Genomic DNA, 14,862 nt, shown 5'->3' on the forward strand with positions numbered 1-14,862 from the left:
TGGAACCATGGGGGCCGGTCGCGTGGGTTCGCGTGGCCGGGCCGGCCGCATGACGGCCGGCAGTCGAAACCAGCGGGCCGAAGACGTGAGAAGTGATCGCTGCATGAAAGCCTCCGGCACACCGGCGGGTGCTCCTGGTGAGGCCGCCGGGAGGCCGCCGAAGCGCGAGCGGGCCTGGGCCCTCGTGGCGTGCCTGACCGGGCTTCTGCTCGTGGTGGTGGCCGGATGGATCGTCGCGGTGCCGGTGGCGGCGGGTGAGCGGACCGAGGAGGCGTTCCGGCAGGCGCCCCGGTGCGCACCGGAGACGGACGGCCGGGATCCGGAGTGCGTCAGCCGCCGGGACGGCCTGGTCCACGGCTTCCGGAAGGAAGAAGGCAGGCAGCCGACGTACTGGGTCGGGGTTCCCGGTCCCGAGGGGTCGGCCGACGGCATCGACTGGATCCGCCTTGAGGACGGGTCCTCCTTCACGGACCGGGTGCGGGCGGGCGACGCGATCGCCCTGTACTCCTGGCGGGGAGCGGTCCGCACGGTGGTCGCCGGCGGGCGCGTCCAGCCCACCGCCGCGACGCCGGTCGCGAGCTGGAGTCCCCTGCTCGGCCTGGCCGTCGGCCTCTTCCCGGTGGGTCTCGCCCTGCTGGGCTGCGGCCTGTGGTGGCGTGCGCGCGCGGCGTCCCATCCCGCCAGGAGCCCGTGGCAGATCAGTCTCATCGGCCTTGCGGGAATCCTCCCCGGCATCTTCCTCGGCGTGGGGGTCGCGGTCGGTGCCTCGTCGGTCGACCGGACCCTGAAGGCCGCCGCGATCGTCTGTGCCGCGTCCGCCGCGACCGTGCTGCTCTCCTGGCCGTTCCTCGCGCGCAGGGAGCGGCGGCGGGGAGTGGACATCGCGTTCACGCCCCGGCGGGTCTCCGTCGGGGACGTGTTCCCCGTCTTCCTCCCGTACGAGCCCCTGTACGAGGGCTTCACCTTTCTCGTGGTCCGGAGCGGCGGCCTGGCCATGAGCACCGACCCCACGGGAGGAGTCGCCTGCCGCCCGCTGCCGACGGGGCTGCGCCTTCGGCGGGTACGGCGGCAGCTGCGCACGGACCCGGGCCCCGGCGCCGGCGGCGGAGGACGGTCCTTCCACCAGTACCACCTCGCCGAGTGCGAGACGGACGACGGGCGCACCCTTCTCGTCGCCGGGTACCTGCCCCAGCTCGAACGGCTGGCCGGGGCGCTGCTCAGTTCATCCGCGCCCGAGCCGCCGTCGCCCGCCGCCTGATCGTCGTCGCCGAGTCCGGGTCCACCGCGTCCATGATCTGCGCGTACGCCTCCATCTCCACGGCTCCGGTGAGGAAGTCCCCCCGCTGTACGAGCAGTTCGGCCCGCTCGTACCGCAGGCGGGCCGGGTGGGAGGGCAGGAGGAGGGAGAGTTCGACGGCCCAGAGGCCGACGTCGGAGCGTTCGGGGCGGGGGGCCGCCCAGGCGCGGATGTTGTTGAGGACGCGGAGCACGATCGCGCCCGGTTCGGCGGGCCGCAGCATCGAGCGGTCGAGCGCCTCGCCCGTCGCGCTCGCCACGAGGAGCTCCGCGTCCGCGCCGGTCATGCCACGGCCGCCGGCGAAGGGGTCGGCGAGGTCCAGGTCGGCGGGGTCGCCGAAGCCGACGACGAAGTGGCCGGGGAGCCCGAGCCCGTACACGGGAGCGCCCGCGCGGCGGGCGACCTCCATCCAGACGACGGAGAGCAGGATCGGCAGGCCCCTGCGGCGGCGCAGCACCTCGTGGAGGAGCGAGGACTCCAGGCGCTGGTAGTCGGCGGGCACGCCCTCGAAGCCCTCGCGGTCGCCGAGGAGCGCGGCGAGCTCGGCGGCCCAGGCGCCGGTGAAGCGGGTCGCGTACGGGACGAGTCCGGCGAGGCGGTCGAGTTCCATCTCGGCCTCGTCGATGTCCCTGCGGGTGACGGAGGGGTCGGCGACGGCGCCGACGAGCAGGCAGAGCCGCGCGAGGTCGGGCCGCTCGGACCTGGCCTCCTCGGCGAACTCCCGCCGCCAGTCGGGGGCGTCCTCCTCGGGGGAGCCGGGCGGGTGGTCGGAGGGCTCGGGCGCCCCGGACTCGGGCGTGACGAACGGGGGAGCCGCGTACTCGGGGGCGGTGTAGGGCGCCATGTACTCCGGCAGGGCGTACTGGACGGGCCCGGCGGTGTCGTCGGCGGCGTCTCCCGACACCTCTCCGGCCGTCTCTCCCGACACCTCTCCGGCCGTCTCGCCGGGCGCCTCTCCGGTCGCCTCGGCGGGTGCGGGGTCGTCCCCGGCTGGTGGCCCCTCCGACGGCCCCTCGCCGTTCGGCGCGTCCCCCGCCGGGCCGCCCTCGTCCGCCGGTCCGTCCGTCCCGGCTCCGTCCTCCGTCATGCCTCCGTCACGACTCCGTCCATCGGTAGTGGTGGTAGTGGTGATGGACCGCGAAGCCCATCCCGTCGTACAACGCGCGGGCACCGTCGTTGTCCGCCTCCACCTGGAGCCAGGCCGCCGACGCGCCCTCGTCGAGCGCCTGCCGGGCGAGTGCCGTCATGACGGCCGTCGCCAGGCCCCGGCGTCGGTGGTCCGGATCGACCTCGACCGCCATGAAGCCCGCCCAGCGGCCGTCGACCACACAGCGCCCGATCGCCGCCGGTACCTCTCCCGTGCCCGCCACGGACGCGAACCACACACTCGGACCGGAGGAGAGCACCGTACGGACGGCGGGACTCGCCTCCTCGAAGCGCTGGTACCGGCGCAGCCACGACTCGTCGAGCGTCCGGGACAGCCGTACGGCCGGGACGGCGGAGTCGTCGGGGTCCTGGTCGCCGATCGGGGCGAGCGACCCGACCCGCACCTCGGCGGAGACCTCGCGCCGCCATCCGTGCCGGTCGAGGGCCGCGCACAGCAGCTCCTGGGTGCCCTCGGCGCCGGTCGAGGCCTGGACGATCGCGGGCAGCTTCCGGGCCGCGTACCACTCCCGTACGCGGACGAGCGCGTCCGGCACCGGCATGCCGGGATCGCCCAGCGGGAGCGCGGAGTTGGCCCGCCGGGTGAACCCGTCGGCGGCCCTGAGCGTCCACTCCCCGAGCGCCTCGCTCTCGGACGGCTGCCACGCGCGCGCGGTGGCGCGGGCGAGCTCCGGGAAGGTGGCGGCGGGGCCCTTCCGGCGGGCGGGAGCGGGGGGTACGACCTTCCCCGCGACCAGGGAGACCTCGTCGATTCTGACGGTCTCGCCGCTCTTTCGTGTGATCAGCAGCACACCGGAGTTCCACGATGTGAGAACCCCGACCGCGTCGGTGAACTTCTCACCCCTCGTCCCCGAGTCCGTCGTGTACCGAACGGAGACACGTTTCCCCACGTCAGCGCCGGTGATGCGGACTTCGAGCCGTCCTCCGCCGATGATTTCCACAGCTTCTCCGCCCCTCCTGTTCGGATCGCCCCCAAGAACGGAGATACTAGGTGCGGGCATCGACGACGCCGCGCTCCCGCGCAGACCAGCCCTACCGAGGAGGAACGACAGCGTGACTTACGTCATCGCGCAGCCTTGTGTCGACGTGAAGGACAAGGCCTGCATCGAGGAGTGCCCCGTCGACTGCATCTACGAGGGCAAGCGGTCCTTGTACATCCACCCGGACGAATGCGTCGACTGTGGGGCCTGTGAGCCGGTCTGCCCGGTGGAGGCGATCTTCTACGAGGACGACACCCCGGAGGAGTGGAAGGACTACTACAAGGCGAACGTCGAGTTCTTCGACGAGCTCGGCTCGCCCGGTGGTGCCTCCAAGCTCGGCGAGATCGAGCGCGACCACCCCTTCATCGCCGCCCTCCCGCCGCAGAACGGCTGAGAGAACGACCGCGCTTCCGGTCCCGTACGGCCTTCGGTCGCTGTACGGGACCGAGGCGTTTTCCCGTACGTACAGGAAGTGAGAGCCAACCCGTGAGCGCAGTCTCTTCGCGCCTGCCCGTCTTCCCCTGGGACAAGCTGGAGCCGTACAAGAAGACGGCCCTGGCCCACCCCGACGGAATCGTGGACCTCTCGGTCGGCACGCCCGTCGACCCGGTCCCCGCGCTGATCCAGGAGGCCCTGGTCGCGGCGGTGGACTCGCCGGGCTATCCCACCGTGTGGGGGACGAAGGAGCTCCGGGACGCGCTGACGGGCTGGTGCGAGCGGCGCCTCGGGGCGGTCGGCTTCGCCCACGAGAACGTCCTGCCCGTGGTCGGCTCGAAGGAGCTGGTGGCCTGGCTGCCGACGCAGCTCGGCCTCGGCGCCGGTGACGTCGTCGCGTACCCGCGTCTCGCCTACCCGACGTACGAGGTCGGCGCGCGGCTCTGCGGCGCGACCCCCGTCGTCTACGACGACCCGGTCGCCGACCTCGACCCGGCCGCGGTCAAGCTGCTCTGGCTCAACTCCCCGTCGAACCCGACCGGCCAGGTCCTCGGCAAGGACGAGCTGATCCGGATCGTCGCCTGGGCGCGCGAGCACGGCATCCTCCTCTTCTCCGACGAGTGCTACCTGGAGCTGGGCTGGGACGCCGAGCCGGTCTCCGTGCTGCACGAGGACGTCTCCGGCGGCTCGTACGAGGGCATCGTCGCCGTCCACTCCCTCTCCAAGCGCTCCAACCTGGCCGGCTACCGCGCCGCGTTCATCGCGGGCGACGCGGCCGTCCTCGGCGAGCTGCTCCAGATCCGCAAGCACAGCGGCATGATGACCGCCTCGCCCGTGCAGGCGGCGACGGTGGTGGCGCTGGGCGACGACGCGCACGTGGCGGAGCAGCGCGAGCGGTACGCGGCCCGGCGCGCGGCGCTGCGGGCGGCCCTGGAGGCGCACGGCTTCCGGATCGAGCACAGCGAGGCGAGCCTGTACCTGTGGGCGACCCGGGACGAGCCGTGCTGGGAGACCGTGGCGTACCTGGCGGAGAAGGGCATCCTCGTGGCGCCCGGTGACTTCTACGGCGAGGCCGGGGAGCGGTTCGTGCGGGTGGCGTTCACGGCGACGGACGAGCGCGTGGCGGCCGCGGTGAAGCGGCTCGGGTAGCCGGGTAGCCGGGTAGCCGGGTAGCCGGGTTTCCGCACGCCCTGTACGTACGCCGGAGGCCCGGGGAGCAGATGATGCTCCCCGGGCCTCTGGCGTACCGCTGTCTCCGGACTCAGCCGATCGGCAGGCCCGCCGGGAGGCTGCCGGCGCCGACCGGGAGCCCGCCGAGGGAGGACGGGGCGGCGGCGGCCGGGGAGCCCGCGCTCTCGGCGGCGGCGCCGGCGGTCTGGCCGACGGCCTCGCCGGTGGCGCCCGCGGCCTGGCCGGCGACCTCCTGGGCGGCGGGGGTGGCGGTCTTGGCGGTCGCGCCGACGGTCTTGCCGGCGGCCGGGACGGCCGTGCCGACGGCCTCGCTGCCGGTGGCGCCGACGACGCCCGTGGCGGTCCGCGAGGCGCCGTCGACGGTGCTGCCCGCTCCGGCGGCGTCGAGGGCGGTGAGGCCGCCGACGGCGCCCACGGGCGAGCTGTCCAGGGCGCTCGCGGAACCGGCCGCACCGACGACCACGGGGGCTCCGGCCGCGATGAGGAGGGCGGCGCGGGCGATCCGGCGGGTCAGGGGGAGGGACATGGTGCTCCTTCGACGGGGTGCGACGAGTGGTGAGATGTGGTGCTCGGACGCAGTGACAACCGGCCCTGGGGGAGGGTTGGTTGCGGAAGTCGAAGGTAAAGAGTTGGCAATGCGTCGTATTGTCGGGTGGGGAGGAAAGCGGACGAACGCGATCATTGAGCGAGAGAGTGGCGAACCGTCACTTCCCTTGTGGCGCAAGGGGAATGACGGGTCCAACCGTGGCCCGCGGGAGGCGGCGCGAAGTGCCGCGGAAACGCCGGGAATTCGCGCCGGGCGCGTGACACGGGCGAGTGAAGGGCCGTACGGACGAGCGGGCCGAGACGGGCCGGAGCGGTCCGGCGGGCGACTACTTCGCGAGCCGGATGCGGACGTTCGCGGTGTCGGAACCCGTGCCGGACGCGGTGCCGGAGGCCGTGCCTTCCTCGGGGGTCCCCGAGGACTTCTCCCACTCGCCGGACGCGTCACTGGCGCGCCAGACCCGCCCGTCGTACGCGACCTCGACGACGCGGAGCTCGTCCGCCCGCGCGACCGCCCACTGCGCGAGCTCCCACCCGCGCCGCTTGCCCGCCCCCGAGTCCGCCTTCGCGCCGACCGGCACCACGAGCAGCGGCGGCTCCGTCGCCGAGCGGCCCGCGCTCGCGCCACCGGTGACCGTCTTGGGCGCCGCCCGCTCGCCGAAGGCGCGTACCAGCTCCGCCCGCACCTTCGACGGATCGCCGGGCTCGCCCTTCAGGTCGCTCGCCGTGCACGTCAGGGCGGCCGGTGAGCGGCCGGTGAGCGCGGCGGAGAGGAGGGTGGCGTCGGGCTCGTGCTTCGCGTACGCCTGCGGGAAACCGCTCCGCTGCACCTTCTGCGCCGCCACGGTCAGCGGCAGCCGCGAGTACCCCGGGACCTTCTCCAGGCCCTCGTAGAACTTCCCGGCGGAGTACACCGGATCCATGATCTGCGCGGGCGTCCCCCACCCCATCGAGGGGCGCTGCTGGAAGAGGCCGAGGGAGTCCCGGTCGCCGTGCTCGATGTTCCGCAGCGCCGACTCCTGGAGCGCGGTCGCGAGCGCGATCGTCACCGCCCGCTCGGGCAGCCCGCGCGAGGTGCCGACGGCCGAGATCGTCGCCGCGTTGGACGCCTGCTCCGGAGTGAATTCGTACCGGTTGTCACCCGTGCCGACACTGCACCGAGGCGTGCCCTTACTGCCCGTGACCTGATGGAACGCCACGTACGAGGCAAGGCCCGCGAGCGCGACGAAGGCGGCCGCGGTGCGGGCGAGACGACCGCGACGGGCGGGCCGGTCGCGACGGGCGGGGCGGGTGGGCTCGGACACGGGGCCCACCGTACTGGAGGGGGCGTTAGGGTCGGCACATGGCTGACATCACTCCGTACGAGACCCGGCTCGACCTCTCGCAGGACGGAGCCGCGCTCACCGCCGCCCTCGTCGACTTCCCGTCCGTGAGCGGTACGGAGCAGCCGCTCGCGGACGCCATCGAGGAGGCCCTGCGCGCCTTCCCGCACCTCACCGTCGACCGGTTCGGCAACAACGTCGTCGCGCGCACGAACCTCGGCCACGGCGAGCGGGTCGTCCTCGCCGGGCACATCGACACCGTGCCGATCGCCGACAACGTGCCCTCGCGGCTCGACGAGAACGGCATCCTCTGGGGCTGCGGGACGAGCGACATGAAGTCCGGCGTCGCCCTCCAGCTCCGGATCGCGGCGACCGTCCCCGAGCCCAACCGCGATCTCACGTTCGTCTTCTACGACAACGAGGAGGTCGCCGCGCACCTCAACGGCCTGGGGAAGATCGCCGAGGCGCACCCGGACTGGCTGGAAGGCGACTTCGCCGTCCTCCTGGAGCCCTCGGACGCGCAGGTCGAGGGCGGCTGCCAGGGCACGCTGCGGGTGATCCTGCACACCGCCGGAGAGCGCGCCCACTCCGCGCGCGCCTGGATGGGCTCCAACGCCATCCACGCCGCCGCCCCGATCCTGGCCCGCCTCGCCGCGTACGAGCCGCGCAAGCCGGTCATCGACGGCCTGGAGTACCACGAGGGCCTGAACGCGGTCGCGATCCAGGGCGGTGTCGCCACCAACGTCATCCCCGACGCCTGCACGGTCACGGTCAACTACCGGTACGCCCCCGACCGCTCGCCGGCCGAGGCCCTCGCGTACGTCCGCGAGTACTTCGACGGCTGCGGGGTCTCCGAGCTCGTCGTCGACGACGAGAGCGCGGGCGCGCTGCCCGGCCTCTCGCACCCGGCGGCCGAGGCGTTCATGAAGGCCGTGGGCGGCCACGCGATGCCGAAGTTCGGCTGGACGGACGTGGCCCGCTTCAGCGCGCTGGGCGTCCCGGCCGTCAATTACGGTCCCGGCGACCCGATCTACGCGCACAAGCGCGACGAGCACGTCCCGGTGGAGCGGATCCACCACTGCGAGGCGCGCCTCAGGGAATGGCTCACCGCCTGACTTCCGTAATTTCGCGTTTCGTCACCTCTGTCGTCCTAGGCTGACCGGACCAGAAGATCAGTGGATCTCAGTGGATCGGCGGAGGGAGCAGGCCATGGGCATTCCCGAGGGAATGGCGAAGCCCGAGGAGCAGCGACTGGGACCGGTGCTGAGGCGTCGGGAACAGGTCCAGCCGGGCACCACGGACCAGCGGCTCCTTGACACCGAGGGCGACTCGGAGTGGGTGCACACCGACCCCTGGCGGGTCATGCGGATCCAGTCCGAGTTCGTCGAGGGCTTCGGCGCGCTCGCCGAGCTCCCGAGCGCGATCAGCGTCTTCGGCTCGGCCCGTACGAAGCCGGACTCGCCGGAGTACGACGCGGGCGTACGGATCGGCCGCGCGCTCGTCGAGGCCGGCTTCGCGGTCATCACGGGCGGCGGCCCGGGCGCGATGGAGGCGGCGAACAAGGGCGCGCGCGAGGCCAAGGGCGTGTCGGTGGGCCTCGGGATCGAGCTCCCCTTCGAGCAGGGGCTCAACGCGCACGTCGACATCGGCGTGAACTTCCGCTACTTCTTCGTCCGCAAGACGATGTTCGTGAAGTACGCGCAGGGCTTCGTGGTCCTCCCCGGCGGCCTCGGCACCCTCGACGAACTCTTCGAGGCGCTCACGCTGGTCCAGACCCGGAAGGTGACCCGCTTCCCGATCGTGCTGTTCGGGACGGAGTACTGGAAGGGCCTGGTGGACTGGCTGCGGGACTCGGTGGTGGCGGGAGGCAAGGCGAGCGAGCGGGACCTGCTGCTGTTCCACGTGACGGACGACGTGGACGAGGCGGTGGCCCTCGTCACGAAGGAGACCGGGAAGTGACCATCAGCCCCGCCGGCGTTTGAGGCGCGGGGGTCCGGGGGCGGAGCCCCCGGTTTCGGGAAGGGGCGGGGCGGGGGAGAAGGCCCGCCGCAGGCGCCCCCACCCGGCCCCCGCTCCCGCTACGCGAGCCCGCGCCGGGCGACGGCAGGCGCCCGATGCCCGGCGATGGACGCCACCATGTCGAGCACCTGCCGGGTCTCGGCGACCTCGTGCACGCGGTACACCTGCGCGCCGAGCCAGGCGGAGACCGCCGTGGTGGCCAGCGTCCCGAGCACCCGCTCCTTGACCGGCCGGTCGAGCGTCTCCCCGACGAAGTCCTTGTTGGACAGGGAGACGAGCACCGGCCACCCGGTCGCGGCCATCTCCCCGAGCCGCCGCGTCGCCTCCAGGCTGTGCCGCGTGTTCTTCCCGAAGTCGTGCCCGGGGTCGATCATGATCGCGTCCCGCCGCACGCCGAGCGCGACGGCCCGCTCCGCGAGCCCGACCGTGACGCGGAGGATGTCGGCCATGACGTCCTCGTACTCCACCCGGTGCGGCCGCGTCCGCGGCTCCGCGCCGCCCGCGTGCGTACAGACGAGGCCGGCGCCGTACTTGGCGGCGACCTCGGCGAGGCCCGGGTCGACCCCGCCCCAGGCGTCGTTGAGGACGTCCGCGCCGGCCTCGCAGACGGCCGCGCCGACGTCGGCGCGCCAGGTGTCGACGCTGATGATCACGTCGGGGTGGCGCCGGCGGACCTCCGCGACGAACCCGACGGTCCGCCGGGCCTCCTCCTCGGCCGTGACCTCCTCGCCGGGGCCGGCCTTGACCCCGCCGATGTCGATGATGGCCGCGCCCTCGGCCACGGCCTGCTCCACGCGTGCGAGGGCGGGCTCGTCGCGGAAGGTGGCGCCCTGGTCGTAGAAGGAATCCGGGGTCCGGTTCACGATCGCCATGATCACCGGCTCGTGCGGCCCGAATTCACGCCGTCCCAAGCGCAGCATCCCTTTTGTCCTCCCTCGTCTTCGTTCGCCTGCGACCCTAGCTGTCGGTGACGCATGGCACGATCGGCACGGGACGTTTTCCACTCCGGGGAGAGGCGCGCAGTGTTCTGGTTTCTGCTCATCACGATGGTCGTGGTCGTGGCCGCGGTGACACTGGCCGTGGTCGGCGGCGGGGACAGCGAGGTGCTGCCCGAGGTGGCGCCCGAGCAGCTCGTCGACCCGCTGCCGGCGGCCCGTCCGGTCGACCGCGCGGACGTCGAGGCGCTGCGCCTGCCCGTGGCCGTACGGGGCTACCGCATGGCGGACGTGGACGACGTCCTGGTCCGGCTGGGCGCGGAGCTGGCGGAGCGGGACGCGCGGATCGCGGAGCTGGAGGGCGCGCTCGCGGGCGCGGGTGCGAGGTCCGAGGGCGAGACGGAGACCGAGGAGGGCGACCGCGCATGACGACCGACGCGATCATCCCCGGCGCGGCGATCCCGGGCCCGGACGGCCTGCTGCGCTGCCCCTGGGGCCTGTCGACCGAGGACTACACGCCGTACCACGACGACGAGTGGGGCCGCCCGGTCCACGGCGACGACGCGCTCTTCGAGCGGCTCTGCCTGGAGGCCTTCCAGTCGGGCCTGTCCTGGATCACGATCCTGCGCCGCCGCGAGGGCTTCCGGAAGGCCTTCGCGGGCTTCGGGATCGCCGAGGTGGCGGGCTTCGGCGAGGCGGACCGCGAGCGGCTCCTCGCCGACGAGGGCATCATCCGCAACCGCGCCAAGGTCGACGCGACCATGGCCAACGCGAAGGTGCTCGCCGAGTGGTCCCCCGGCGAACTCGACTCCCTGATCTGGTCGTACGCCCCGGAGCCGGGCCGCCCGGCCCCCCGTACGGTCACGGAGGTCCCCGCGATCACCGACGAGTCGACGGCCCTCTCCAAGGCCCTCAAGAAGCGCGGCATCCGCTTCGTCGGCCCGACCACGGCCTACGCCCTGATGCAGGCCTGTGGCCTGGTCGACGACCACGTGGAGGGCTGCCTGGCCCGCGGCGGACGATAGGCGGACGGCGGGAGCCGCCGCCCGCCCGCCCCGGATCGGCCCGTCTCACCTGCCCAGGTACTTCGGCTTCTCCTTGGCGATGAAGGCGCGGACCGCGATCGTGTGGTCCTCCGAGGCGCCCGCGAGGGACTGGAGCTCGTCCTCCTTCTCCAGGGCCTCGGTGAGGGAGTGGTCGGCGCCGTAGGCGAGGGACTCCTTGAGGGCCGCGTAGGCGACGGTCGGGCCCTCGGCGAGGGTGCGGGCGATCTTCTCGGCCTCGGCGGCGAGGTCGGCGGCCGGGACCAGGCGGTTCGCGATGCCGAGCTCGTACGCCTCCTGAGCGGTGATCGAGCGCGGGAAGAGCAGCAGGTCCGAGGCGCGGCTCGCGCCGATCAGGCGGGGGAGCGTCCAGGACATGCCCGAGTCCGAGGTGAGCGCGACCCCCGCGAAGGACGTGTTGAACGCGGCCGTGTCCGCGACGACCCGGAAGTCCGCCGCGAGCGCGAAGCCGAAGCCCGCCCCGGCCGCGACGCCGTTCACCCCGGCCACGACCGGCTTCTTCATGCCCGTCAGGGCCCGCACGATCGGGTTGTAGTGGTCGCGGACGGTGTTCATCGTCTCGCGCGAGCCGGACTCGGCGTCCGCCATGAGCAGACCCACGTGCTCCTTGAGGTCCTGGCCCACGCAGAACGCCCGCTCGCCCGCCGCGGTGAGCAGCACCGCCCGTACGGCCGAGTCCGCCGCCGCGGTTTCGACGGCGTCCCGGAGGGCGACCTTCGCGGCCACGTTCATGGCGTTCATGGCCTCGGGCCGGTTGAGCGTGATGGTGGCGAGCCCGTCGCTCACCTCGTACAGCACCGTGTCGGCCATGATGTGTGGGTTTCCCTTCGCCTCATTGCGTGGTTGACCCCCCAGCATGGCGGAGATCACCCGCGTCGCCCATGTGAGCTGCGTCAAAGAATTCCACCCCCCGGCCCGATCCAGGGCGGCGCAGTATCGCAGGCCGATCGCCGAAATGTGTGGTTTTGCGTGAGCGCGTTGCCCAAGCGATGCGGATCGATGTTGGTCATCGGGTGCTGAGATGCGGGATAATGACCTGGAAGCAATGTGTTCGAAGCCGGTGAAGCGTGCTCCGCATCAACGAGCTGCCCGGCTGACAAAGAGCTGGTTTCAGGAAGGGGAACAAGCATGGCGGCCATGAAGCCGCGGACGGGTGACGGCCCGCTCGAGGTGACCAAGGAGGGGCGGGGCATCGTCATGCGCGTTCCGCTCGAAGGCGGCGGTCGGCTTGTCGTCGAGCTGACCCCGGGTGAGGCCGAGGCGCTGGGCGACGCCCTCAAGCAGGTCGTCGGCTGACGACCGGACCCCTCGATTCCTGAATCACTGCCCCGGACGGTCCACCGTGCCGGGGCAGTGGTGTACCCGGGAGCCTTTACGGGACCCGAGAGTCTGTACGGGGCCCGGAGCCTGTAAGGGGCTGTCAGCCCCGGCGCACCGCGCACAGCAGGCCGTCGCCCACCGGCAGCAGGCTCGGCAGCAGCTCCTGGCTCTCCCGCACCGCCCGGAGGAGCTCCCGTACCCGCAGGACCTCCGGCGGCTGCGCCGCCGAATCGACCGTCCTGCCGTCCGCGAAGACGCCCTCGAAGCAGACAAGACCCCCAGGTCGGAGCAGGCGCAACGATTCAGCGAGATAGTCCAGGTACTCCAGCCGGTCGCCGTCGCAGAAGACGAGGTCGTACCCGCCGTCCGCGAGCCGCGGGAGCACGTCGAGCGCCCGCCCCGGAATGAACCGCGCCCGGTTGCCGGCGAAACCCGCCGCACGGAACGCCGTCTTCGCCAGCTGCTGACGCTCCGGCTGGAGGTCCACCGTCGTCAGGACCCCGTCGGGCCGCATCCCGAGCAGCAGATAGATGCCCGACACGCCCGTGCCGGTACCGATCTCCGCCACCGCCTTGGCACCCGCCGTCGCCGCGAGCAGGCGCAGCGCGCCACCGGCGGAGGGGGACACCGAGGGCAGCCCTGCCTCCCTGGCCCGGTCCCGGGCCCAGCGCAGAGCCTCGTCCTCGGCGACATAGGCGTCGGCGAACGACCAGCCCGTCTGCCGGTTGGCGGTAATGGCCCTCTCCTGTCCCCGTAGTTGACGCAACGGTGACTGTATCCGCTGTCAGCGGGAACCCGCAGATGGGACCGGGCGTTCACAGGAGGCAGGACGCGACAGCGGGAGCCGGGCGAGTCCCCTCCCAAATTCGCGTAAAGATTCTTATCCGGAGCTAACGGGCGAGGTGGCTATGGTAGGGACTCCACTGGACACCACCAGAGCCGACAGGGGAGGTGCGGCTGCGCCTGTGGATCGGGGAGGACGGCTTCGACGTCTTCTCAGGTCGGCGGGTGAGCCGAAATCCGTGACAAACACCGCTGACCGAATCCGCACCGCCGACTCCGCACCCACCACCGCGACCTTCGCATCGGATGCGGAATCGCAGGCGTGGACCCCTCCCACGTGGGAGGAGATCGTCAGCACGCACAGTGGCAGGGTCTACCGCCTCGCCTACCGCCTCACGGGCAACCAGCACGACGCCGAGGACCTCACCCAGGAGGTCTTCGTCCGCGTCTTCCGCTCGCTGTCGACGTACACGCCCGGCACCTTCGAGGGCTGGCTCCACCGCATCACCACCAATCTCTTCCTCGACATGGTCCGCCGCAAGCAGCGCATCCGCTTCGACGCGCTCGCCGACGACGCCGCCGAGCGGCTCCCCAGCCGTGAGCCCTCCCCGCAGCAGGTGTTCAACGACACCCACTTCGACGCCGACGTGCAGCAGGCCCTCGACACCCTCGCGCCCGAGTTCCGCGCGGCCGTCGTCCTCTGCGACATCGAAGGACTGTCGTACGAGGAGATCGCCGCGACCCTCGGCGTGAAGCTCGGCACCGTCCGCAGCCGCATCCACCGCGGCCGCTCCCACCTGCGCAAGGCCCTGAAGCACCGCTCGCCCGAGGCCCGGGCGGAGCGTGCGCTGGCCACCGTCGGATGGGAGGCCGGGACAGCGTGAGCGGCACACGTCCCTCCTCGTCGAGTTCCGGGTCCGCGGAGCACCACCTCGGGGACCGGCTCGCCGCGCTCGTCGACGGCGAGCTCGGCCACGACGCCCGCGAGCGGGTGCTCGCGCACCTCGCGACCTGTCCGCGCTGCAAGGCCGAGGCCGACGCGCAGCGCACCCTGAAGAGCGTCTTCGCGGCCGCGGCGCCCCCGCCGCCCTCCGAGGGCTTCCTCGCGCGCCTCCAGGGGCTGCCCGGGGGACCAGGTGACCCGTCGGGCGGACCCGGAGGACCCGGTGCCCCCCGCGGGCCCCTCGAAGAGCTCCTCGGCACCGCCGTCCTGAAGTCCGACGGCTTCGCCACCGCCGCCGTCGTCACCCCCGGCGCAGGCCGCTCCACCGGCGGCTTCCGGGTCCACGAGGTCGGCGACCGCGCCTCCGGCACGTCCGGGCGCGGGCGACGCTTCGCCTTCGCGGCGGCCAGCGCGGTCTCCTTCGCGGCCATCGCCCTCGGCGGCACGCTGCCCGCGGAGACCTCGCTCACCGCGAGCGGTCGCGGCGGCCAGGGCGCGGGCAGCGCCGTCACCCCGGTGCGCACCTCCACGTCCGGCGGCGCGGGCGGGACCACCGCCGCCGTGCGCGGAACGCGCTCCGGCGAGCGCGGCGCCCAGTCCGTCGCCGAGGAGCCGCTCGTCCCGCTCACCGCGCGCACCGGCGCGGGCACCGCTCCCTCGGGCGCGGTCCCGGCGGACGTGCGGGGCTCCGGCAACCTGCCGATGGTCCAGGCGCGGCTCCAGACCCAGGCCATGCAGTCGTTCTTCGCGCTCTCGCCGTTCATACGGCCGACGCATCCGGCCCTGGATCTGTCCTTCGCCCCTGAGCCCGGCCCCGTGGCAAGCCCGACGAACGTGCCTCTCGGCTCCCACCGCTGACCCCCGAC

17 protein-coding genes are annotated in these 14,862 nt (G+C 72.9%); 10 read left to right on the forward strand and 7 right to left on the reverse strand.

Annotated elements, in window-relative coordinates:
* Nucleotides 1-103 precede the first annotated feature (103 nt).
* Nucleotides 104-1,258 (forward strand): hypothetical protein, encoded by a 1,155-nt coding sequence (locus ACFC0Z_RS11345; RefSeq protein WP_376435347.1) that lies wholly within the window; start codon nt 104-106, stop codon nt 1,256-1,258.
* On the opposite strand, the gene ACFC0Z_RS11350 is transcribed toward ACFC0Z_RS11345, so the two are convergent.
* Both ACFC0Z_RS11350 and ACFC0Z_RS11355 read right to left on the reverse strand, forming a co-directional pair.
* On the reverse strand, nt 1,218-2,141 hold the full coding sequence (locus ACFC0Z_RS11350) for a tetratricopeptide repeat protein (protein ID WP_376436641.1): 924 nt from the start codon (nt 2,139-2,141) through the stop codon (nt 1,218-1,220). The genes ACFC0Z_RS11345 and ACFC0Z_RS11350 overlap by 41 nt on opposite strands.
* Nucleotides 2,142-2,391: 250 nt before the next feature.
* A complete protein-coding gene (locus ACFC0Z_RS11355; protein WP_376435350.1) occupies nt 2,392-3,402 on the reverse strand; it encodes a GNAT family N-acetyltransferase in 1,011 nt (336 codons plus the stop codon).
* 112 nt (nt 3,403-3,514) lie between these two features.
* On the opposite strand from ACFC0Z_RS11355, the gene fdxA reads away from it, so the two are divergent.
* Complete coding sequence (fdxA, locus tag ACFC0Z_RS11360) at nt 3,515-3,835, forward strand: ferredoxin (protein WP_015035968.1); 321 nt, start codon at nt 3,515-3,517, stop codon at nt 3,833-3,835.
* Nucleotides 3,836-3,927: 92 nt separating this feature from the next.
* A complete protein-coding gene (gene dapC / locus ACFC0Z_RS11365; protein ID WP_376435352.1) occupies nt 3,928-5,025 on the forward strand; it encodes a succinyldiaminopimelate transaminase in 1,098 nt (365 codons plus the stop codon).
* 112 nt (nt 5,026-5,137) lie between these two features.
* On the opposite strand, the gene ACFC0Z_RS11370 is transcribed toward dapC, so the two are convergent.
* The gene (locus tag ACFC0Z_RS11370) at nt 5,138-5,593 is read right to left on the reverse strand and encodes an ATP-binding protein (protein ID WP_376435355.1); all 456 of its coding nucleotides are present in this window, start codon (nt 5,591-5,593) and stop codon (nt 5,138-5,140) included.
* Nucleotides 5,594-5,939: 346 nt separating this feature from the next.
* Nucleotides 5,940-6,923, reverse strand: a complete 984-nt coding sequence (locus ACFC0Z_RS11375; RefSeq protein WP_376435357.1) for a hypothetical protein — start codon at nt 6,921-6,923, stop codon at nt 5,940-5,942.
* Between the two features lie 29 nt (nt 6,924-6,952).
* Between ACFC0Z_RS11375 and dapE the strand changes: the two genes are divergently transcribed.
* Together dapE and ACFC0Z_RS11385 are read left to right on the forward strand one after the other, a co-directional pair.
* On the forward strand, nt 6,953-8,047 hold the full coding sequence (gene dapE, locus ACFC0Z_RS11380; protein ID WP_376435360.1) for a succinyl-diaminopimelate desuccinylase: 1,095 nt from the start codon (nt 6,953-6,955) through the stop codon (nt 8,045-8,047).
* Nucleotides 8,048-8,141: 94 nt separating this feature from the next.
* Complete coding sequence (locus ACFC0Z_RS11385) at nt 8,142-8,891, forward strand: TIGR00730 family Rossman fold protein (protein ID WP_376435363.1); 750 nt, start codon at nt 8,142-8,144, stop codon at nt 8,889-8,891.
* Nucleotides 8,892-9,010: 119 nt separating this feature from the next.
* Here the strand turns inward: ACFC0Z_RS11385 and folP are convergent, their stop codons facing one another.
* A complete protein-coding gene (gene folP / locus ACFC0Z_RS11390) occupies nt 9,011-9,871 on the reverse strand; it encodes a dihydropteroate synthase (protein ID WP_376435365.1) in 861 nt (286 codons plus the stop codon).
* Between the two features lie 102 nt (nt 9,872-9,973).
* Here folP and ACFC0Z_RS11395 point away from each other — a divergent pair, with 102 nt between their 5' ends.
* Entirely contained in the window at nt 9,974-10,315 is a 342-nt protein-coding gene (locus ACFC0Z_RS11395; RefSeq protein ID WP_376435368.1) for a hypothetical protein, read from the forward strand.
* Entirely contained in the window at nt 10,312-10,911 is a 600-nt protein-coding gene (locus ACFC0Z_RS11400; RefSeq protein WP_376435370.1) for a DNA-3-methyladenine glycosylase I, read from the forward strand. Before ACFC0Z_RS11395 ends, ACFC0Z_RS11400 begins: the two co-directional genes overlap by 4 nt.
* A 45-nt stretch (nt 10,912-10,956) precedes the next feature.
* On the opposite strand, the gene ACFC0Z_RS11405 is transcribed toward ACFC0Z_RS11400, so the two are convergent.
* A complete protein-coding gene (locus ACFC0Z_RS11405; RefSeq protein ID WP_376435371.1) occupies nt 10,957-11,760 on the reverse strand; it encodes an enoyl-CoA hydratase/isomerase family protein in 804 nt (267 codons plus the stop codon).
* A gap of 318 nt (nt 11,761-12,078) precedes the next feature.
* Here ACFC0Z_RS11405 and ACFC0Z_RS11410 point away from each other — a divergent pair, with 318 nt between their 5' ends.
* On the forward strand, nt 12,079-12,246 hold the full coding sequence (locus tag ACFC0Z_RS11410) for a DUF3117 domain-containing protein (protein ID WP_360811654.1): 168 nt from the start codon (nt 12,079-12,081) through the stop codon (nt 12,244-12,246).
* Nucleotides 12,247-12,370: 124 nt separating this feature from the next.
* On the opposite strand, the gene ACFC0Z_RS11415 is transcribed toward ACFC0Z_RS11410, so the two are convergent.
* Entirely contained in the window at nt 12,371-13,036 is a 666-nt protein-coding gene (locus ACFC0Z_RS11415) for an O-methyltransferase (RefSeq protein WP_376435374.1), read from the reverse strand.
* 142 nt (nt 13,037-13,178) lie between these two features.
* Between ACFC0Z_RS11415 and sigE the strand changes: the two genes are divergently transcribed.
* A complete protein-coding gene (gene sigE / locus ACFC0Z_RS11420) occupies nt 13,179-13,937 on the forward strand; it encodes an RNA polymerase sigma factor SigE (RefSeq protein ID WP_360811650.1) in 759 nt (252 codons plus the stop codon).
* Complete coding sequence (locus ACFC0Z_RS11425) at nt 13,934-14,854, forward strand: zf-HC2 domain-containing protein (protein ID WP_376435377.1); 921 nt, start codon at nt 13,934-13,936, stop codon at nt 14,852-14,854. Before sigE ends, ACFC0Z_RS11425 begins: the two co-directional genes overlap by 4 nt.
* Nucleotides 14,855-14,862: the final 8 nt, after the last annotated feature.

The sequence above is a fragment of the Streptomyces sp. NPDC056144 genome, from assembly GCF_042264145.1.
Lineage (GTDB): Bacteria > Actinomycetota > Actinomycetes > Streptomycetales > Streptomycetaceae > Streptomyces.